Annotated in this window: 14 protein-coding genes; 11 read left to right on the top strand and 3 right to left on the bottom strand. The window is 69.0% G+C overall.

Going from position 1 to position 20,113, the window contains the following annotated elements; genetic code table 11:
* Positions 1-62 precede the first annotated feature (62 nt).
* On the bottom strand, positions 63-515 hold the full coding sequence (locus ACH4RG_RS28710; RefSeq protein ID WP_397921966.1) for a RidA family protein: 453 nt from the start codon (positions 513-515) through the stop codon (positions 63-65).
* 251 nt (positions 516-766) lie between these two features.
* On the opposite strand from ACH4RG_RS28710, the gene ACH4RG_RS28705 reads away from it, so the two are divergent.
* The 3 genes from ACH4RG_RS28705 (at position 767) to acnA (ending at position 5,637) form a co-directional block, all read left to right on the top strand.
* Positions 767-1,201, top strand: coding sequence for a VOC family protein (locus tag ACH4RG_RS28705; RefSeq protein WP_397921968.1), 435 nt, complete (start codon positions 767-769; stop codon positions 1,199-1,201).
* Between the two features lie 90 nt (positions 1,202-1,291).
* The gene (locus tag ACH4RG_RS28700) at positions 1,292-2,200 is read left to right on the top strand and encodes an aminoglycoside phosphotransferase family protein (RefSeq protein ID WP_397932299.1); all 909 of its coding nucleotides are present in this window, start codon (positions 1,292-1,294) and stop codon (positions 2,198-2,200) included.
* 719 nt (positions 2,201-2,919) lie between these two features.
* Complete coding sequence (acnA, locus tag ACH4RG_RS28695; RefSeq protein ID WP_397921972.1) at positions 2,920-5,637, top strand: aconitate hydratase AcnA; 2,718 nt, start codon at positions 2,920-2,922, stop codon at positions 5,635-5,637.
* A gap of 83 nt (positions 5,638-5,720) precedes the next feature.
* On the opposite strand, the gene ACH4RG_RS28690 is transcribed toward acnA, so the two are convergent.
* Positions 5,721-6,347 (bottom strand): FxLYD domain-containing protein, encoded by a 627-nt coding sequence (locus tag ACH4RG_RS28690; RefSeq protein WP_398540468.1) that lies wholly within the window; start codon positions 6,345-6,347, stop codon positions 5,721-5,723.
* Positions 6,348-6,444: 97 nt separating this feature from the next.
* Here ACH4RG_RS28690 and ACH4RG_RS28685 point away from each other — a divergent pair, with 97 nt between their 5' ends.
* Positions 6,445-7,062, top strand: a complete 618-nt coding sequence (locus ACH4RG_RS28685; RefSeq protein ID WP_397921976.1) for a histidine phosphatase family protein — start codon at positions 6,445-6,447, stop codon at positions 7,060-7,062.
* Positions 7,063-7,257: 195 nt separating this feature from the next.
* Here ACH4RG_RS28685 and ACH4RG_RS28680 read toward each other — a convergent pair whose 3' ends face one another.
* Positions 7,258-11,142, bottom strand: a complete 3,885-nt coding sequence (locus ACH4RG_RS28680) for a GH92 family glycosyl hydrolase (protein WP_398540467.1) — start codon at positions 11,140-11,142, stop codon at positions 7,258-7,260.
* Between the two features lie 506 nt (positions 11,143-11,648).
* Between ACH4RG_RS28680 and ngcE the strand changes: the two genes are divergently transcribed.
* From ngcE to ACH4RG_RS28645, 7 genes are all read left to right on the top strand, one after another.
* Entirely contained in the window at positions 11,649-13,094 is a 1,446-nt protein-coding gene (gene ngcE, locus ACH4RG_RS28675; RefSeq protein ID WP_397921980.1) for an N-acetylglucosamine/diacetylchitobiose ABC transporter substrate-binding protein, read from the top strand.
* A 49-nt stretch (positions 13,095-13,143) separates the two neighbouring features.
* Positions 13,144-14,064 (top strand): carbohydrate ABC transporter permease, encoded by a 921-nt coding sequence (locus ACH4RG_RS28670; RefSeq protein WP_397921982.1) that lies wholly within the window; start codon positions 13,144-13,146, stop codon positions 14,062-14,064.
* Positions 14,064-15,005, top strand: coding sequence for a carbohydrate ABC transporter permease (locus ACH4RG_RS28665; RefSeq protein ID WP_398540466.1), 942 nt, complete (start codon positions 14,064-14,066; stop codon positions 15,003-15,005). Before ACH4RG_RS28670 ends, ACH4RG_RS28665 begins: the two co-directional genes overlap by 1 nt.
* Before the next feature lie 213 nt (positions 15,006-15,218).
* Entirely contained in the window at positions 15,219-16,418 is a 1,200-nt protein-coding gene (locus ACH4RG_RS28660) for an ROK family protein (protein WP_397921986.1), read from the top strand.
* 120 nt (positions 16,419-16,538) lie between these two features.
* Positions 16,539-17,651 (top strand): sugar ABC transporter substrate-binding protein, encoded by a 1,113-nt coding sequence (locus ACH4RG_RS28655; RefSeq protein ID WP_026290352.1) that lies wholly within the window; start codon positions 16,539-16,541, stop codon positions 17,649-17,651.
* Positions 17,652-17,930: 279 nt separating this feature from the next.
* Positions 17,931-18,719, top strand: a complete 789-nt coding sequence (locus ACH4RG_RS28650) for an ATP-binding cassette domain-containing protein (protein WP_397921990.1) — start codon at positions 17,931-17,933, stop codon at positions 18,717-18,719.
* Complete coding sequence (locus tag ACH4RG_RS28645; RefSeq protein ID WP_398540465.1) at positions 18,716-20,029, top strand: sugar ABC transporter permease; 1,314 nt, start codon at positions 18,716-18,718, stop codon at positions 20,027-20,029. Before ACH4RG_RS28650 ends, ACH4RG_RS28645 begins: the two co-directional genes overlap by 4 nt.
* Positions 20,030-20,113: the final 84 nt, after the last annotated feature.

Raw genomic sequence — 20,113 nt, 5'->3', positions numbered from 1 at the left:
CGCCCATCGGCGAGCCCCCGCACCCACCTCGGCGTGCGGGGGCGCTGTGGTTCACACCGCCATTACGCCGACGGCGGGTCGGCCGGGCCGTCGGGCGTCGGGGCGTCGAGGACGGCGGCCACGGCTTCGATCTCGACGAGCTGGTCCGCGTAGCCGAGCACGGTGACGCCCATCAGGGTGCTGGGCACATCGTGGTCGCCGAAGGAGTCCCGGACCACCTCCCAGGCGGCCACGAGATCCTCCTGCCGGGCCGACGCCACGAGGACCCGGGTGCTGATGACGTCCTCGACCGAGGCGCCCGCGTCGGCGAGTGCCGTCCGCAGGTTCTCCACGGCCTTCGCCGCCTGGCCCGCGTAGTCCCCAACGGCCACGGTGTCGCCGTGCTCGTCGAGGGGACACGAACCGGCGAGGAAGATCAGCCGGGCCTCGGCGGGTGCGGTGGCCGCATAGGCGTACTCGGCCACGTCGGAGAGGGAACGGGAACGGATCAGTGAAACGGCGCTGGTGCGGGTCACGATGGGTGCGTCTCCTGGTGCTGGGGTCGGCTCTGGAGTACGCCATCCTTTCAGCGTGCTCCGCGTCCCGCTTCCTCATTATTCTCCCGATCCGAACGCGGGACCCGCGCCGTCCACTTGGGCTGAGCACGTGGTGAAGGGCGTCAGTGGCTCGGCGATCCGCCGGCGGCGATTCGTCCCGCTGACTCCCGCGATCTCTGCGGCGGCGAAATGCGGATGCTCGGCGAACGGCGCGCCGTTAGGGTGGCCCGATGGCTCGGATCAGGCAGGTCCAGATCACCTTCGACTGCGCGTCGCCCTCGCGCGTCGCGTATTTCTGGTGCGAGGTGTTGGGGTACGTCGTTCCGCCGCCGCCGGAGGGGTTCGCCACGTGGGCCGATTACGACCTCTCGCTGCCGCCCGAGAAGAGGGACGCGGGATTCGTCTGCCAGGACCCCTCGGGTGTGGGCCCCCGGATGTACTTCCAGCGCGTTCCCGAAGGCAAGGTCGTCAAGAACCGGGTACATCTGTGCGTGCGGGTCGGCACCGGGCTCGTGGGGGAGGAGCGCCTCGCCGCGCTGGAGGCCGAGTGCGCGCGGCTGATCCCGCTCGGCGCGGTGCGTCAGCGCTTGCTGCTCGCCGACGAGGAGAACGAGTCCTGCCTCGTCATGCAGGACATCGAGGGCAATGAGTTCTGTCTCGACTGACGCACCGAGGTCCTGTCCGCGGGGCCCTGTCCGCGGGGCCCGGGCCCTGCGGCCCGTCCGGCGGGGCCCACCGCACTACCGTGGATCCGCATGACCGACTTCGAGATCGAGATCGAGATCACGGCGGACTTGGTCCGCGGCCTGCTCCAGGAGCAGCATCCGGACCTCGCGCGACTGGCCGTCCGCGAGGTCGAGGGCGGATGGGACAACCAGCAGTGGCGCCTCGGGGACGAGCTGGCCGTCCGTATGCCGCGTACGGAACGCGCCCCGGAACTCCAGCTCAAGGAGCGCCGGTGGTTGCCGCTGCTGGCTCCTCGCCTGCCGCTGCCCGTCCCGAACCCCGTGCGGGCGGGCGCCCCGTCCGAGCGCTTCCCGAAGCCCTGGACGGTCATGACATGGGTCCCCGGCGAGCCGCTGGACCGCACTTCGATCCGCCGCGGTGACCATGCGGCGGGTGCTCTGGCGGACTTCCTCCGGGCCCTGCACGTGGAAGCGCCCGTCGACGCGCCGGCCGGTTCGGACCGTGGCGGTCCTCCCCGCGCGCACACGGAGGGATTCGACCACTTCTTCCACGCCGTCGTCCCCGACGGCATCGCCGACGAGGTCCGCGCACTCTGGGACGATGCCGTCGCGGCCCCGGAGTGGGAGGGACCGCCGGTATGGGTGCACGGCGATCTCCACCCCGCGAACGTCGTCGTGTCGGACGGGACGCTGTCGGGTGTGATCGACTTCGGTGACCTGTTCGCCGGTGATCCGGCGTGGGACCTCGCGGCAGCGTGGGTCGTCCTCCCCGCGGGCGCCGCCTCGCGGTTCTTCGACGCGTACGAGCGTGCGGACGAGGCGATGATCCGGCGCGCCCGCGGGCTGGCCGCCATGAAGAGCCTGGTCCTCATGCTCATGGGCCGGAACGGGGACCGGGGGCTTCCCGGAGGCAAGCCGACCTGGGGGCCCGCCGGCCGGACGGCACTCGACCGCGTTCTGCGTACGGGCGTGGGCTGAGCACCCCGTCGTGCCGGTGCGGGCGTGGCCTGAGTACCCCGTCGTGCCGGTACGGGTGTGGTGTGGGCGAGGCGCTCAGCCGGTAGCGGTGAGCTGCCGCGCGAAGCGGCGTACGGCATCGGTGAAGGCGTCCGGCGCGGCGAAGTTCGCGAGGCGTCCCGCCCGCGGGATCAGTTCGACACGGGCGTGCCGGTGCGCGGTCCAGCGGATCAGGAGGCGATGATCCCGGTCGCGGCGCGCAGGCTCCAGGGCCGGTCGGAGCGGGCTCCGTGGCGCGGCAGGTCGACGGCGGCCACCGGGGATTCCTTCCGGAGCGCGGCGAGCCGGCTACTCCACTGGCAGCGTTGAAACGTGTCCCGTGCACGAAGACCGTGGGCAGTGCATCCGCGGCCATGGGTGACGCGTCCGCTGCCCTCATCAGGCCCCCAGGTGATGTCCTCCTCACCCGGACAACCGGCGGGGTGCCGCTCGCGACCGGGGCGCGACCGCGCGTCCGGCGGTGCGGTGGGGCACCTGGGCATGACCGAGCGGCGGCTATGTACTAGAGTTATCTCGACATCGAGATATCTGCCGGGGCGCACCGCAGCCGCCGCACAGTAAGGGTTACCTAACTAACCCTTACCTTAGCGGATGGTCGGGGCAGTAGACGGCAAAACGCGGCGCCGACTGCCAATGAGGCGCGGCGCGGAGATACGCGCACATTGAAGAAGGAGACTGTCGTGTCGGCGAACAGCTTCGACGCCCGCAGCACGCTGCGCGTGGGTGACGAGTCGTACGAGATCTTCAAGCTGGACAAGGTAGAGGGCTCCGCGCGCCTCCCGTACAGCCTGAAGGTCCTGCTGGAGAACCTGCTCCGTACCGAGGACGGCGCGAACATCACCGCCGATCACATCCGGGCCATCGGCGGCTGGGACTCCCAGGCGCAGCCCAGCCAGGAGATCCAGTTCACGCCGGCCCGCGTGATCATGCAGGACTTCACCGGCGTGCCGTGTGTCGTGGACCTCGCCACCATGCGTGAGGCCGTCAAGGAGCTCGGCGGGGACCCGGCGAAGATCAACCCGCTGGCCCCGGCCGAGCTGGTCATCGACCACTCCGTCATCGCCGACAAGTTCGGCACCAAGGAAGCCTTCGGCCAGAACGTCGAGCTGGAGTACGGCCGCAACAAGGAGCGCTACCAGTTCCTGCGCTGGGGCCAGACCGCCTTCGACGAGTTCAAGGTCGTCCCCCCGGGCACCGGCATCGTCCACCAGGTGAACATCGAGCACCTGGCCCGCACCGTCATGGTCCGCAACGGTCAGGCGTACCCCGACACCCTCGTCGGCACCGACTCGCACACCACCATGGTCAACGGCCTCGGCGTGCTGGGCTGGGGCGTCGGCGGCATCGAGGCCGAGGCCGCGATGCTCGGCCAGCCGGTCTCCATGCTCATCCCGCGCGTCGTCGGCTTCAAGCTGACCGGCGAGCTCCCGGCCGGCACCACCGCCACCGACCTCGTGCTGACCATCACCGAGATGCTCCGCAAGCACGGCGTCGTCGGCAAGTTCGTCGAGTTCTACGGTGAGGGCGTCGCCGCCACCTCGCTCGCCAACCGCGCCACCATCGGCAACATGTCGCCGGAGTTCGGCTCCACCGCCGCGATCTTCCCGATCGACGACGAGACGCTGAAGTACCTCCGTCTGACCGGCCGCGACGAGCAGCAGGTCGCCCTCGTCGAGGCGTACGCCAAGGAGCAGGGCCTCTGGCTGGACCCGGCCGCCGAGCCGGACTTCTCCGAGAAGCTGGAGCTCGACCTCGCCACGGTCGTCCCCTCCATCGCCGGCCCGAAGCGCCCGCAGGACCGCATCGTCCTGGCGAACGCCTCTCAGCAGTTCGCCCAGGACGTGCGCAACTACGTCGCTGACGAGATGGAGGCGAGCAAGGAGTCCTTCCCGGCCTCCGACGCCCCGTCCACCACGCCGAACGGCGTCCCGTCCAAGCCGGTCACCGTCACGGCCCCCGACGGCTCGACGTACGAGATCGACCACGGCGCCGTCACCGTCGCCGCGATCACCTCCTGCACCAACACCTCGAACCCCTACGTCATGGTCGCCGCCGCGCTCGTGGCGAAGAAGGCGGTCGAGAAGGGCCTCACCCGCAAGCCGTGGGTCAAGACCACCCTCGCCCCGGGCTCGAAGGTCGTCACCGACTACTTCGACAAGGCGGGTCTGACCCCGTACCTCGACAAGGTCGGCTTCAACCTCGTCGGCTACGGCTGCACCACCTGCATCGGCAACTCCGGCCCGCTGCCGGACGAGGTCTCCAAGGCGGTCAACGAGAACGACCTCGCGGTCACCTCGGTGCTCTCCGGCAACCGCAACTTCGAGGGCCGGATCAACCCCGACGTCAAGATGAACTACCTGGCGTCCCCGCCGCTGGTCGTCGCGTACGCCATCGCCGGTTCGATGAAGGTCGACATCACCAAGGACGCCCTCGGCGTCGACCAGGACGGCAAGCCGGTCTACCTGACCGACATCTGGCCCTCCGAGGCCGAGGTCAACGACGTCGTGGCGAACGCCATCGGCGAGGACATGTTCAACAAGTCCTACCAGGACGTCTTCGCGGGCGACGCCCAGTGGCAGGCGCTGCCGATCCCGACCGGCAACACCTTCGAGTGGGACTCCGAGTCCACCTACGTGCGCAAGCCCCCGTACTTCGAGGGCATGACCATGGAGACGACCCCGGTCCAGGACATCACCGGCGCCCGGGTGCTCGCCAAGCTCGGCGACTCGGTCACCACCGACCACATCTCCCCGGCCGGTGCCATCAAGGCCGACACCCCGGCCGGCAAGTACCTCACGGAGCACGGCATCGAGCGTCGTGACTTCAACTCCTACGGCTCGCGCCGTGGCAACCACGAGGTCATGATCCGCGGCACGTTCGCCAACATCCGCCTGCGCAACCAGATCGCGCCGGGCACCGAGGGCGGCTACACCCGCGACTTCACCCAGGCCGACGGCCCGGTGTCGTTCATCTACGACGCCTCGCAGAACTACCAGGCCGCAGGCACCCCCCTCGCGATCCTCGCAGGCAAGGAGTACGGCTCCGGTTCGTCCCGCGACTGGGCCGCCAAGGGCACCGCGCTCCTCGGCGTCAAGGCCGTCATCGCCGAGTCCTACGAGCGCATCCACCGCTCGAACCTCATCGGCATGGGCGTCCTCCCGCTCCAGTTCCCCGAGGGCCAGACCGCCGAGACCCTCGGCCTCACCGGCGAGGAGACCTTCTCCTTCACCGGCGTCACCGAGCTGAACAACGGCACCACCCCGCGCACGGTCAAGGTCACCACCGACACCGGTGTGGAGTTCGACGGCGTCGTGCGCATCGACACCCCCGGCGAGGCGGACTACTACCGCAACGGCGGCATCCTGCAGTACGTGCTCCGCAGCCTGATCCGCAAGTAGGCGGGCCGGACCGAGCGGTGAGGGCCGCATCCCGGGTAGCCCCGGGGTGCGGCCCTTCCGCGTACCGTCGGGCTAACGGGCCGTCACAGCGCGTGCCGGTCGACATCGCCGATCCGGCACTTCGTGCCCGCGGCCACCTCACCGGACCCCTGGGCCCTGACCTTGACCGAGGCGCCGGGGGCGACCTCCTCGGTGGTCGCGATGCCGTCGGACACCACAGCACCGTCGGCGTTCACGAACGTGATCGACACGATGTACGCCGCCGGACTCCCGGACCCGTTCTCGATCTTCAGGTCCGCGTGCGGCCAGCCGATCAGGGAGTCACGCGTGCACTTCGTGATCGTGACGTCCCCCTCGGCGGCCGACCCGGGCGCGACGGGCTCCACCGGCTCCTCGTGAGACGGCTCCTCGTCGTACGGCTGCTCCTCGTACGGGTCCTCGTCGTACGGGTCGGAGTAGGGCGCGACCGACCGCTCGGGCGACAGCGCGATGGAGTCCGAGACCGAGTCCATCAATGAGTAGACGAGCGCCACCATCGCCCCCGCCACGACCAGCCCGCCGCCCACGGCGAGCGTCACGATCAGCCCCGTACGCCGCTTGCCCGGCGGCGCCGCGGGGGCCGCCCACGGCGAAGGCGGCGACGCACCCACCGGAGCCCGGTACTCCGGCTGCGGCTGTTCGGGCGGCGGAGGCGGGAAGTATTCGGACATGCGGTCCCCCCACGGGAAATGGATCAGGTGAGGGACTTACGGTACGGGGCCCCACCCGCGCCACCGGCACCACCTGTACAGAAAGCGAACGGACCCCATGGGCCAGCTGATCCTCATCCGGCACGGCGAGACCGAGTGGTCCCGTTCCGGCCAGCACACGAGCTACACCGACCTCCCGCTCACCGACGTCGGGGAACGCCAGGCCCGCGCGCTCGTCCCGCTGCTGGCAGACCGGAACATCGGGCTCACCCTCGTCAGCCCGATGGTCCGGGCCCGCCGCACCGCCGAGCTGGCCGGACTCCCCGATCCCCGGGTCACCCCCGAGCTGCGGGAGTGGGACTACGGCGGCTACGAGGGCATCACCACCCTGGCGATCCGCCGCACCCGGCCCTTCTGGAACCTGTGGACCGACGGCGTCGACCCCGGCTCCGACGAGCACCCCGGCGAGAGCCCCACCCAGATCGGGGAGCGGGCCGACCAGGTCCTCGCGGGCGTCCGGTCCGCAGCCGACGGAATCGGGAGCGCGGACATCGCGCTCGTCGCGCACTCGCACTTCCTGCGCGTCCTCACCGCCCGCTACCTGGGTCTGACCCCGGCCGAGGGGCGGCTCTTCCAGCTCGCCACCGGCGCCCTCTCCCGACTCGGCACCGAACACGGCCGGCCGGTCGTCGCCGCGCTCAACGTCGCCCTGCCGGTGAGCCTCCAGCCGCACTGAGCCTCGCCCCGCCAGAGAGTCTCCAGCCGCAGTGGACCGCCATCCCGAAAGCCTCCAGCCGCAGTGGACCGCCGTTCCCGAAAGCCTCCAGCCGCAGTGAAGGCCGCCGGGACCGAGAGCCTCCAGCGGACGTGAACGCCGACGGCCGGCACCCCGCCCTCGGGGTACCGGCCGCCCGCGCTCATCGCGTACGGGTCAGGAGAGCAGCTCCACCTCCGCGAGCGTCGCCGAACCCGTCAGCACCAGCCGGTACGCGGTGTACGAGCCCGGCTTGTCCACCGAGAACACCCGGGTCTGCTTGTCCCAGGCGAACGACTGGCCGGAGCGGCGGTCGAGGTCCGTCCACTTCTCGCCGTCGGCCGACCCCTGGAGCGTCCAGCCCGTCGGAGCCTTGTCGGCCGCCGCCGAGGTCAGCGTGTACTGGACGCCCTTCGTCGCCGAGGACACCGGCAGCTCCACCGAGTCGACCGTCGCCGAGGTGGCCGAGGTGTCGTCGAACAGCGCGCCGTCACCCTTGAGCGCGTCGCCCTTGGGCATCGGGACCTTGTCGTCCTTCTGCACGGAGACCGGAGCCGCGTCCTTGCCCGTGCCCCACGCCGACGGCTTCGGGCCCATGTCGAACTCCAGCGTGCCGCCCTTGGCCAGGACGTCGTGCGGCAGCGCCGTGGAGGTCCACTTCTTGCCGTTGACCTTCACGCCCTGCACGTAGATGTTCTTCTCGCTGTTCTTCGGGGCCTTCACGGTCAGCTTGCGGCCGTTGTCCATGCGGACGGTCACCTTCTTGAAGAGCGGCGAGCCGATCGCGTACTCCCCGCTGCCCATCACCAGCGGGTAGAAGCCGAGCGAGGAGAAGAGGAACCAGGCCGACTGCTCGCCGTTGTCCTCGTCGCCGTGGATGCCCTGCCCGATCTCGCTGCCGACGTACAGCCGGCCCAGCACCTCGCGGACCTTCTCCTGCGTCTTGTGCGGCTGCGAGGCCGCGTTGTACATGTACGTGGCGTGGTGGGCGACCTGGTTGCTGTGCCCGTACTGGCCCATCCGCACGTCACGCGCCTCGGTCATCTCGTGGATGACGCCGCCGTAGCTGCCGACGAACTCCGGGCCCGCCGTCTCCGGCGTGGAGAAGTACGTGTCGAGCTTCTTGCCGAGACCGTCGCGGCCGCCGTACAGGTTGGCCAGGCCCCGGCTGTCCTGCGGGGCGGTGAAGGCGTAGCCCCAGCCGTTGGTCTCGGTGTAGTCGTAGCCCCAGACGCGGGGGTCGTAACTGCCGGAGGGCAGACGCCAGTCCCCGTTCGGCTTCCTGCCCTGGAAGAACCCGGCCTTGTCGTCGAAGAGCTTGACGTACTTCTGGGCCCGGTTCATGAAGTACTCGGACTCTTCCTTGTACCGCGCCTTCTTCGTCTTCTTGTACAGCTCCTGGCCCATGCGGGCGATGCCGTAGTCGTTGACGTAACCCTCCAGCGACCAGGACAGGCCCTCGTGGGTGGCGGTGTCCGCGTAGCCGGTGAAGACCGAGGTCTGAAGGCCCTTGCGGCCGACGCCCGAGGACGGCGGGGCCACGGTGGCGTTCTTGAGCGCCGCCTCGTACGCCGCCTCGGCGTCGAACTTCACGCCCTTGACGTACGCGTCGGCGAACGCCACGTCCGAGCTGGTGCCGGTCATCAGGTCCGCGTAGCCGGGGGAGGACCAGCGCGAGGTCCAGCCGCCGTCCTTGTAGTGCTGGACGAAGCCGTCCACCAGCTCGCCGGCCTTCTTCGGGGAGAAGAAGGAGTAGGCGGGCCACGTCGTGCGGTAGGTGTCCCAGAAGCCGTTGTTGACGTACACCTCGCCGTCGACGATCTTCGCGCCGGTCCGCGTCGGGGTGTTCTCACCGACCGCCTTGGAGAAGGGGCTGGCGTACTTGGTCTTCCCCTTCACCTTCTCGTGGCCGGAGTTCGGGTACAGGTAGAGCCGGTACAGGCTGGAGTAGAGGGTCGTGAGCTGGTCGGCGTTGGCGCCCTCGACCTCGACCGTCCGCAGGATGTCGTCCCAGGCGCCCCGCGCCTTGCGCTGCACCCGGTCGAAGGAGGTGGACTCCGGGATCTCCATGGCCAGGTTCTGCTTCGCCTGGTCGACGCCGATGAGCGAGGTGGCCAGCCGCAGGTTGACCGTGCGGTCCTTGCCCGCGTCGAAGCGGAAGAACCCGGTGACGTCGTCGCCCCCGCCGCCCTTCAGCCTGCCGCTGTCGGTGACCGGCGCGTCGAAGACGCCGTACACGAACATCCGGGTCGCCCCGGTCGACAGTCCGCTCTTCACGTCCGAGTAGCCGGAGAAGGAGCCGGTCTTCGGATCCAGCGTGATGCCGCCGTCGTTCGTGACGTTGTCGAAGACCAGACTCGCGTCCTTGCCCGGGTAGGTGAACCGCATCCGGGCCGCGTGGTCGGTCGGCGTCATCTCGGCCTTGAGGCCGTTCTCGAACGTGACGCCGTAGTAGTGCGGCTTCGCCGTCTCGTTCTCGTGCCGGAACGGCAGCGCGCGGGCCGTCCGGGACGCGTCCGGGGTGCCGCTCGCGGCCGACGGCATCAGCTGGAAGGTCTGCCGGTCGCCCATCCAGGGGCTCGGCTCGTGGCTGGCGGCGAAGGCCTGGAGCGTGGGGAGGTTGTCCGCGTTGTTGCCCCGGTGGTAGTCGTACAGCCAGCTGGTGGTGCCCGCGTTGGTGACCGGCGTCCAGAAGTTGAAGCCGTGCGGGACGGCCGTGGCCGGAATGTTGTTGCCGCGCGAGAAACCGCCGCTGGAGTTGGTTCCGCGGGTGGTCAGCGCGTAGTCCGACAGATGCGCCTTGCGCTTCTCGGGCTTCTTCGGGGCGATCGTGATGTCGTCGATCCAGCCCTGGAACTTCGCCTTCCCCCTCGGGGAGTCGTACGCCACCAGGATCCGGTCGACCGTCTTGCCCGCGGCGACCGTGCCGAGGCGGGCGGCGACCTTGTTCCACTGGTTGACGTAGAGGCGCTTGGCGTCCGCCTGGCCCTGCGGGGTGAGCAGCCCGCCGTGGCTGTCGGTGGCCTTCAGCTCGCTCAGGTACGTGCCGTCGGTGAAGGCCAGGTCCACCGCGACGTGCGTGGCGGGGTAGTTCAGGTCCGTCTCGCCCATCTGCGGGTAGACCAGGTAGGACAGTTCGGTGTCCTTGGTGACGGCCGTGTTCACGTCGAAGATCTTGTTGTACGAGTAGGCGCGTCCTTCGGGCGTGTGGGTGCCCGCGTAACGCAACGCCTTCTTTCCGGTGAATCCCGCGCCGGACTTCGCCGTGGGGGAGCCGGAGGGGCCGCGGTCGGGCTGGCTGCGCATCTCCTCGGGCACCGGCGCGGAGGTGTCACCGTTCGAGAACTGAACGTCGGCGAGCTGGAGCGCGTCCGACGCGCCGTTGTTCGCGGTGATCTCCAGGCGGAAGTGCCGGTAGGCGGTGTCGCCCGCGAAGTCGTACGTCCTCGTCTCGTGCCGCTTGGCGAATCTCTCGCCGGTGCGGGTGTCGAGGTCGGTCCACTCCTCGCCGTCCGCCGAGCCCTTGAGCGTCCAGTCCTCCGGGTCGCGCTCGGCGTGGTCGTTGGCCGAGGTGAGGGCGTACGTCACGACCTTGACGGGTTCGTCCAGATCGAACTCGACCCAGCCGGTGGGCTTGAACGTCAGCCACTTGGAGCCCGGCTCGACGTCGACGAGGTTCTCCTTGACCTCCCCGCCGGCGGTGTTCTCGGCGCTCGCGCGAAGCTCCGTCACCCGGTCGGTGACATTGCCCGGTATGCCGGACGAGAAGCCCCCGTCGACGCCCGAGGAGCGCTTCTCGCCGTCGGGGCCCTCCTCGACGGTGCCGCGCCAGTCCGGCTGCCTCTCGTCCGCCTCGAACGAGGTGCTGAAGGTGCGGTCGCCGGACGGCTTCCGGTCCGGCGAGGAGGGCTGGGCGGTGGCGACCGCGGGGGCGATCACCACCAGGGCGAGGGAGGCCGCCAGGGCGGCTGCTGTGGGGGTCCGTCTCCGGCGGTGAGCCGGGCGGGGGACCGCGTGAGGGGCCTTGTCTGATCCGTGATCGATGCCGCGTGGTGGCTGCATGCCGAGCCGTTCCTCCCCGGGAAAATGCATGGACAACGTTGTCATGGTGGGATGCAAGGTCCAGTAGGGATCCAAGTGGCGGGACGTGTCAAGGGTGTTGCCGAGAGGCCCCGCGGCGAATCGACCGGAATGCGGAAATAGCCGCCGCGGGAAGAGGGCGCGGGGTGCCGAGGTGTCCGTGAGGTCTCAACTCGGGAAAGACTGCCGCCCAAACCTGCGTTCGATCTTGCTCAGTTGGCGACAAGTGGACTATACCTGTCGGCACCTGCACGGCCGCTTTCGCGCGGACGTGCGCGCGGGGGAAACAGGGACGGTCGCGAGGACGCCGGAGGTGTCCTCGCTGTACGGTCTTCCGGCATCCCCACTGCACCGGCCCGTCCGGTACATCTGCATATCCGCACAACCCAAGCGCAACTGACCGCGGTGGCGGGGCCCTTCGCCTGAGGCGAATTTTCGACGGGTGACCGGTACACCGCCTGAGTCCTGGAGAAGGCGAGGACTTGAGCATGGGATCCACCTCCGCCCACAACAATGAGGGCCTTGGCCGTCGCGATCTGATCAAGCGTTCTGCCGCACTCGGCCTGATCGCTGTTCCGACGATGAGCTTCCTGTCCGCCTGCGCGAGCGGCGACAGCAGCAGCGACGACAAGGTCGAAAAGGGCGAAAAGACCGAGAAGAACCCGCTGGCCGTCAACGGCAGCGCACCGCTGGAGATCGTCATCTTCGACGGTGGCTTCGGCACGAAGTACGCCGAGGACGCCAAGGCCGTCTACGAGAAGACCTATCCCGACGCGAAGGTCAAGTTCTCCGCGACGCAGAAGATCCAGTCGGTTCTTCAGCCGCGGTTCAACGGTGGTACCCCGCCGGACCTGATCGACAACTCCGGTGCCCAGCAGATGGACATGGGCGTCCTGGTCGGCAAGAAGCAGCTCACCGACCTGACCCCGCTGCTCGACGCCCCCTCCATCGACGACCCCGCCAAGAAGGTCCGCGACACCCTGCGGCCGGGCATCATCGAGATGGGCCAGTTCGACGGCGACCCGGTCTGGATCATGTACTACGCGTACACGGTCTACGGCGTCTGGTACTCGCAGACCGCGCTGGAGAAGCTCGACTCCGCGTACCCGGAGACCTGGGACGAGATGCTCGCGCTCTGCAAGAAGGCGAAGAAGCAGGGCATCGCCGGCTGGACCTACCCCGGCAAGCACCCCTACTACATCCCCTTCTCGCTGTACCCCTTCATCGGCAAGATCGGCGGCGTCGAGGTCCTCGACGCGATCGACAACCTGGAGCCGAAGGCCTGGGAGCACCCCGCGGTCAAGGCGGCCTTCGAGGCGTACTACGAGCTCGTCGCCAACGACTACATCCTGGAGGGCACCCCCGGCCTGGACCACCGCGGTTCCCAGGGCGCGTGGGCCCGCGGCAAGGCGCTGTTCATCCCGAACGGCTCCTGGGTCGAGAACGAGGAAGCGGCGATCATCCCCAAGGACTTCAAGCTGTCCGTGGGCGCTCCCTCCAGCCTCGACTCCTCGGACAAGCTGCCCTTCGGCACCATCTGGGCGTCCGGCGGCGAGCCGTTCATCGTCCCGAGCAAGGCGAAGAACCCCGAGGGCGGCATGGAGCAGCTGCGCATCATGCTCAGCGAGGCCTCCTCCAAGTCCTTCACCACCAGCACCAAGTCGCTCTCCGCCTTCAACGGCGGCACGGACGGCATCGAGCTGTCCGACGGCCTGAAGTCCGGTGTCGCCGCACTGGAGAAGGCCGGCACCAACGTGGTCAACCCGCGCCTGCAGGACTGGTACGTGAAGCTCCAGAAGGAGCAGATCGGCGTCGCCGCGATCGGCGAGATGATGGCCGGCCGCGCCAAGCCGGCCGAGACCATCAAGAAGATCCAGGCCTTCGCCGACGCGACCGCCAAGGACCAGTCCATCAAGCACTTCAAGCACCAGTGACCACGCGTCACCAGCGGCGGGCAGCACGGGAAGGTCGGAGTCGGTAACGATGCAACACGGTAAATACCGGTTCATAGTCGGGTTCTTGGTGGTCCCGATGGCGTTGTACGTCATCTTCGTCATCTGGCCCTTCATCCAGTCCATCTACTACTCGTTCACGGACTGGACGGGGTTGAGCCCCGACTTCAAGATGGTCGGGTTCGACAACTACACCAAGATGCTCGATGACGACATCTTCTGGAAATCGCTGCAGCACAGTGTGCTGCTGGCCATTCTGCTGCCGCTGGTGACGCTGGGGCTGGCGCTCTTCTTCGCCTTCATGCTCAACGTGGGCGGGCGGCGCCGCAAGGGCGCCGCCATCGCCGGCGTTCGGGGCTCGGGCTTCTACAAGATCGCGTACTTCTTCCCGCAGGTGCTCTCGATCGCGATCGTGGCCATCCTGTTCCAGTTCGCCTTCGACCCGGCCCAGGGGATGATCAACGGCACGCTCAAGGCCGTCGGCTTCGACGACGTGCCGACCTGGCTGGGCGATCCGCAGCTGGCCCTGTGGGTCATCATGGCGGTCCTCGTCTGGTGCACGACCGGCTTCTTCGTGGTGCTGTTCTCCGCGGGCATGGCCTCCATCCCCAAGGACTTCTACGAAGCCGCCCTGCTGGACGGGGCGAGCCGCTTCACGACCTTCTTCCGGATCACGCTTCCCCTGCTGTGGGACACGGTCCAGTCCGGGTGGGTCTACATGGGCATCCTGGCGCTCGGGGCCGAGGGCTTCGCGATCGTCCACATCATGAGCGTCGGTCCCGGCGGGCCCGACTACTCGACCACCGTCCTGCCGCTGTACGTGTACCAGTCGGCGTTCCGTGACGGACAGGCGGGCTACGCGACCACGATCGGTGTCGCCCTGCTCCTCGTGACGCTGGCGTTCGCCGCCATCGTCATGCGGGTGGGCCGGCGCGAGCGGCTGGAGTTCTGATGAAGACCACTGACACCCCTCCCCCCGGGCCCTCCTCCGACGCCGGGACGGCGAAGGTTCCGCCCCAGCGAACCGGGCCGGTGGGCAAGGGCCCGTCGGCCCCCGCGAAGAAGAGCGAGGGCCAGGTCCTCAACGTCTTCTCGCACGGGATGCTGATCCTGTGGGCGATCATGGTCGTCCTGCCGCTGTTCTGGGCGGTGATGTCCTCGTTCAAGAGCGACTCGGACATTTTCAACACCCCGTGGTCGCTTCCCAGTTCGCTGAACTTCGACGCCTGGGGCCGGGCCTGGAGCCAGGCCCACATGAGCGAGTACTTCCTGAACACCATCCTGGTGGTGGGCGGGTCGCTCACCGGCACCCTGGTCCTCGGGTCCATGGCCGCCTATGTGCTCGCCCGCTTCGAGTTCCCGGGCAACCGGTTCATCTACTTCTTGTTCGTCGGCGGCATGAGCTTCCCGATCATGCTGGCGCTGGTCCCGCTGTTCTACGTCATGGACAACATGGGGCTGCTGAACACGATCCACGGCCTGATCCTCGTGTACATCGCGTACTCGCTGCCGTTCACCGTGTTCTTCCTGACCTCGTTCTTCCGTACGCTGCCGACCTCGGTGGCGGAGGCGTCGATCATCGACGGGGCCTCGCACACCCGCACGTTCTTCCAGGTCATGCTGCCGATGGCCAAGCCCGGCCTGATCAGCGTCGGCATCTTCAACTTCCTGGGGCAGTGGAACCAGTACATGCTGCCCACGGTGCTGAACACCGACCCGGAGAAGCGGGTACTGGCCCAGGGCCTGGTGGAGCTGGCCTCCAGCCAGGGCTACAAGGGCGACTACTCCGGCCTCTTCGCCGGCCTGGTGATCGCGATGCTGCCCGTGCTGGCGGCGTACATCATCTTCCAGCGCCAGGTCGTCTCCGGCCTGACGGCGGGCGCCCTGAAGTAGCCCGCGACGCGCGTACGGCCCGGTGCCCCGGCGGATTCCCTCCGCCGGGGCACCGGGCCGTTGCGGGTGTGCGCGTGCTCAGGTCTTGACGGGAGGTGCCCCCAAACGGTCAGCTTGGGGTTCACATGTTGGAGGAAGCCGGGGTCTCATCGCTGCGGCCCCGGCCGGGGCGGTCTTCAGGACCGCCCGCCAAGGGCAGGAGTGGATGAGTCGATGGAGACTCCCGGGTCGCAGACATCGCTGCACAGGGCCAATCTGGAGCGGGTCGTACGCGCCGTACGGATGGCAGGATCACTCACCCAGGCGGAGATCGCCCGGAGCACCGGCCTCTCCGCGGCCACCGTCTCCAATATCGTCCGGGAGTTGAAGGACGGCGGAACGGTCGAGGTCACCCCCACATCGGCGGGCGGCCGGCGGGCCCGCAGCGTCTCCCTCAGCGGCGACGCCGGCATCGTCATCGGCGTCGACTTCGGCCATACGCACCTGCGCGTCGCCGTCGGCAACCTCGCCCACCAGGTGCTCGCCGAGGAGTCCGAGCCGCTGGACGTGGACGCCTCGTCCGCCGAGGGCTTCGACCGGGCGGAAGTGCTGGTCAAGCGGCTGATCGCGGCCACGGGGATCGGCCCGGACAAGGTGATCGGCATCGGTCTCGGCGTGCCGGGCCCCATCGACGTCGAGTCCGGCACCCTGGGCTCCACCTCGATCCTGCCGGGCTGGACGGGCATCAACCCCAGCGAGGAGCTCTCCGGCCGCCTCGGGGTGCCCGTGTACGTCGACAACGACGCCAATCTCGGGGCGCTGGGCGAGCTGGTCTGGGGGAGCGGGCGGGGCGTCAAGGACCTCGCGTACATCAAGGTGGCCAGCGGCGTCGGCGCCGGTCTGGTGATCGACGGGACCATCTACCGGGGCCCCGGCGGCACGGCCGGCGAGATCGGGCACATCACGCTCGACGAGTCGGGCCCGGTGTGCCGCTGCGGCAACCGCGGCTGCCTGGAGACCTTCACGGCCGCCCGCTACGTCCTGCCGCTGCTCCAGCCCAGCCACGGCCCCGGGCTCACCATGGAACGGGTGGTCCAGCTGGCCCGGGAGGGCGATCCGGGGTGCCGCCGGGTGATCGGCGACGTGGGCCGCCACATAGGCAGCGGCGTGGCCAACCTGTGCAATCTGCTCAACCCCAGCCGGGTCGTGCTCGGCGGCTCGCTGGCGGAGGCCGGGGAGCTGGTCCTGGGGCCCATACGGGACTCCGTGTCGCGTTACGCGATCCCCAGCGCCGCCCGGCAGCTCTCGGTACTGCCCGGCGCGCTCGGCGGGCGCGCCGAAGTCCTGGGCGCACTCGCCCTGGTGCTCAGCGAGATGGGGGATTCAACCCTTTTGGAGAGCACCTCCCCCGCGGCGACTCCTGCCTTCACTTAGATAACGAATGGCACCGTTGTCATCTCGTTAAGGATTTACTCCTTGACGCTGACGCTGGGGCCGAGTTGACTTCCAGCCACCTCGGCCGCAACGTCGCGGCCTCGTCAGGGAGGTTCGAGAATGAACACGCGTATGCGTCGTGCCGCCGTTGCCGTTGCCGCCACCACGATGGCGGTCTCGCTGGCCGCCTGCGGGAGCGCCAAGGAGTCCGGTGACAAGGCCGAACAGGGCTCGGAGAAGAAGGGCGACGACCTGAAGATAGGTCTGCTCCTTCCCGAGAACCAGACGGCCCGTTACGAGAAGTTCGACCGTCCGATCATCGAGAAGAAGATCAGCGAGCTGACCGGCGGCAAGGCCGAGGTCACCTACAACAACGCCAAGCAGGACGCGACCACCCAGTCGCAGCAGATCGACACGATGATCACCAACAAGGTCGACGCGCTCATCATCGGCGCGGTGGACGCCAAGGCGATCGAGAACAGCGTCAAGAAGGCCAAGGACGCGGGCATCCCGGTCGTCGCCTTCGACCGCCTCGCCGAGGGCCCCATCGACGCCTACACCTCCTTCGACAACGAGGAGGTCGGCCGCGCGCAGGGCACCGCCCTGTTGGAGGCCCTGGGCGACAAGGCCGACGGCGGCACGATCGTGATGATGAACGGCGCGATCACCGACCCGAACGCCGCCCTCTTCAAGAAGGGCGCCAAGTCGGTCCTCGACGGCAAGGTGAAGTACGGCAAGGAGTACGACACCAAGGAGTGGAAGCCGGAGAACGCCAACGCCAACATGGAAGCGGCGATCACCGCGCTGGGCAAGGACAAGATCGACGGCGTCTACTCCGCCAACGACGGCATGGCGGGCGGCATCATCACCGCCCTCAAGGGCGCCGGTCTCTCGCCGCTCCCGCCGGTCACCGGCCAGGACGCCGAACTGGCGGGCGTGCAGCGCATCGTCTCCGGTGAGCAGTTCATGAGCGTCTACAAGTCCTACCCCGCCGAGGGCATCGTCGCCGCGGAGATGGCCGTCGCCCTCGCCAAGGGCGAGAAGCTCGACTCCATCGCCACCTCCAAGGTCGACAACGCCAGCCAGAAGGGCATCCCGACGGTCCTCGTCCCGGTCGTCTCGCTGACCAAGGACAACATCAAGGACACCGTCATCAAGGACGGCATCTGGACGCTGGACGAGATCTGCTCGGCCAAGTACAAGGCCGCCTGCGACAAGATCGGTCTCAAGTAGCCTCCAGGGACCCGGGCCGCCCCCGAGCCGCCGGGTCCCGCCCGCCACGACGCCCGCCGCGATCCCGCGGGGGCGTCGGCGGCCCCCCGCCCGCGCATGTGCCCGCCGCACTCCGGCCCGCACGCGCGCCACGAAGCCTGTCCGGCGCCCCGCACACCAACCGTCCCGCTACCGGGCGGGGCGTCGGACGGAACGCTTCACCCCGCTTTTGTCTCTGTGCTCGACACCGCCGCGCCTTCCCCCGGGCGCGGCATCCCCGCCGGTCAGGCGGCGAAGGAGATGGTTCATGTGTCCGCTACGCCCGTGTTGGCGTTGCGAGGGGTCTCCAAGCGCTTCGGTGCCGTCCAGGTACTCACCGATGTAGAGCTTGAGGTCCACGCCGGTGAGGTGGTCGCCCTGGTGGGCGACAACGGCGCCGGTAAATCCACGCTGGTCAAGACGATCGCCGGAGTGCACCCCATCGATGACGGCGTCATCGAGTGGGAGGGCAGGGCCGTGCGGATCGACAAGCCGCACGACGCCCAGAACCTCGGCGTCGCGACCGTCTACCAAGACCTCGCGCTGTGCGACAACATCGATGTCGTCGGCAACCTCTACCTCGGCCGGGAACTGCGCAGGTTCGGCATCCTGGACGAGGTGGAGATGGAGCGCCGCTCCCGCGAGCTGCTGTCCACGCTCTCCATCCGCATCCCGAGCGTCCGCATCCCGATCGCCTCGCTCTCCGGCGGCCAGCGCCAGACCGTGGCCATCGCCCGGTCGATGCTCGGCGAGCCCCGGCTCGTCATCCTCGACGAGCCGACCGCCGCCCTCGGCGTCGAGCAGACCGCCCAGGTCCTCGACCTCGTCGAGCGACTGCGCGAGCGCGGCCACGCGGTCATCCTCATCAGCCACAACATGGCCGATGTGAAGGCCGTCGCCGACAAGGTCGCCGTGCTCCGGCTGGGCCGGAACAACGGTGTCTTCGATGTGAAGACCACCTCCCAGGAAGAGATCATCTCCGCCATCACCGGCGCCACGGAAAACGCCGTGACCCGACGTGCGGCGCGCAACGCGGAGGTTTCCAAGTGACCACCGACAAGTCCGCCACCTCGCTGGACAAGGCCGGCACCCCGGCCGACGCGCCGCCGGTCGGCAACCCGGACGCGGCCGAGGGCGCCGCCACGGCGATCGACCCCCGCCTGCTCATCCGCGAGCAGGGCCTCGGCGGCTACGTCACCGAGTTCAAGCGCAAGATCAGCGGCGGCGACCTGGGCTCGATCCCGGTGATCGTCGGCCTCGCGATCATCGCCATCGTCTTCCAGAGCATGAACTCCGAGTTCCTCTCCGCGAAGAACATCAGCGACATCGCCACCACGATGGTCGCCACCGGCATGATGGCCGTGGGCATCATCTTCGTCCTGCTGCTCGGCGAGATCGACCTCTCGGTCGGCTCCGTCTCCGGCGTCTCCGGCGCCCTCGTCGCGGTGCTCAGCGTCACCCAGGGCATGAACGAATGGCTGGCGATCCTCGTCGCCGTCGTCAGCGGCGCGGTGATGGGCGCGATCCACGGCTTCTTCTTCGCCCGGGTCGGGGCGCCCGCCTTCGCCGTCACCCTGGCCGGCCTGCTGTTCTGGCTCGGCTTCATGCTCCAGCTGCTCGGCGACTCCGGCACGATCAACCTGGACGGCGACGGGGTGGTCGGCAAGCTGACCACCTACTACTTCACCGACGTCGCCGCCGCCTACGGGCTCGCCGTCATCGCGGTCGTCGGCTACTTCGCCGCGGCCTTCCTGGACACCCGCCGCCGCGAGGCGGCCGGCATCCCGGCCCGCCCGCTCGCCGACATCCTCGTGCGCACCGCGGTCATCGGCGTGTTCGGCTTCGCCGCCGCGTACATGTTCAACCAGTACCGCGGCCTGCCGCTCGCGCTGGTCCTCTTCCTGATCGTCCTGGTCGGCACGGACTTCCTGCTCCGCCGCACGGCCTACGGGCGGAAGATCTTCGCGCTCGGCGGCAGCGTCGAGGCCTCCCGGCGCGCCGGCATCAACGTCACCGCGATCCGGATCTCCGTCTTCTCCATCGCGGGGACCTTCGCGGCGATCGGCGGCCTGTTCTGGGCCTCCAAGATCGCGGCGGCCAACCAGGGCTCCGGCACCGGCGACCTCCTGATGAACGTCATCGCGGCGGCCGTCATCGGCGGCACCAGCCTCTTCGGCGGCCGGGGACGCACCTGGAACGCGCTGCTCGGCGTCATGGTGATCGTCTCCATCCAGTACGGCCTGTCGCTGGAGGGCATCGCCACCCCGATCCAGTACATGGTCACGGGAGCCGTGCTCCTCGCCACGGTCGTCATCGACTCCGTCACCCGGAGGACCCAGAAGACCGCGGGCCGCGCCTGACCGCACGACCCCCGCAGGCGCCCGGTGCTCCCAGGGGCTCCGGGCGCCTGCGCGTTTCCGGCATTCCGGATGCGAACAGGGCCG

Origin of the sequence: Streptomyces sp. NPDC021019, from assembly GCF_044333295.1 — a bacterium.
In the GTDB taxonomy this organism is placed as follows: Bacteria; Actinomycetota; Actinomycetes; order Streptomycetales; family Streptomycetaceae; genus Streptomyces.
This window is presented reverse-complemented; position numbering and strand designations above follow the sequence as displayed.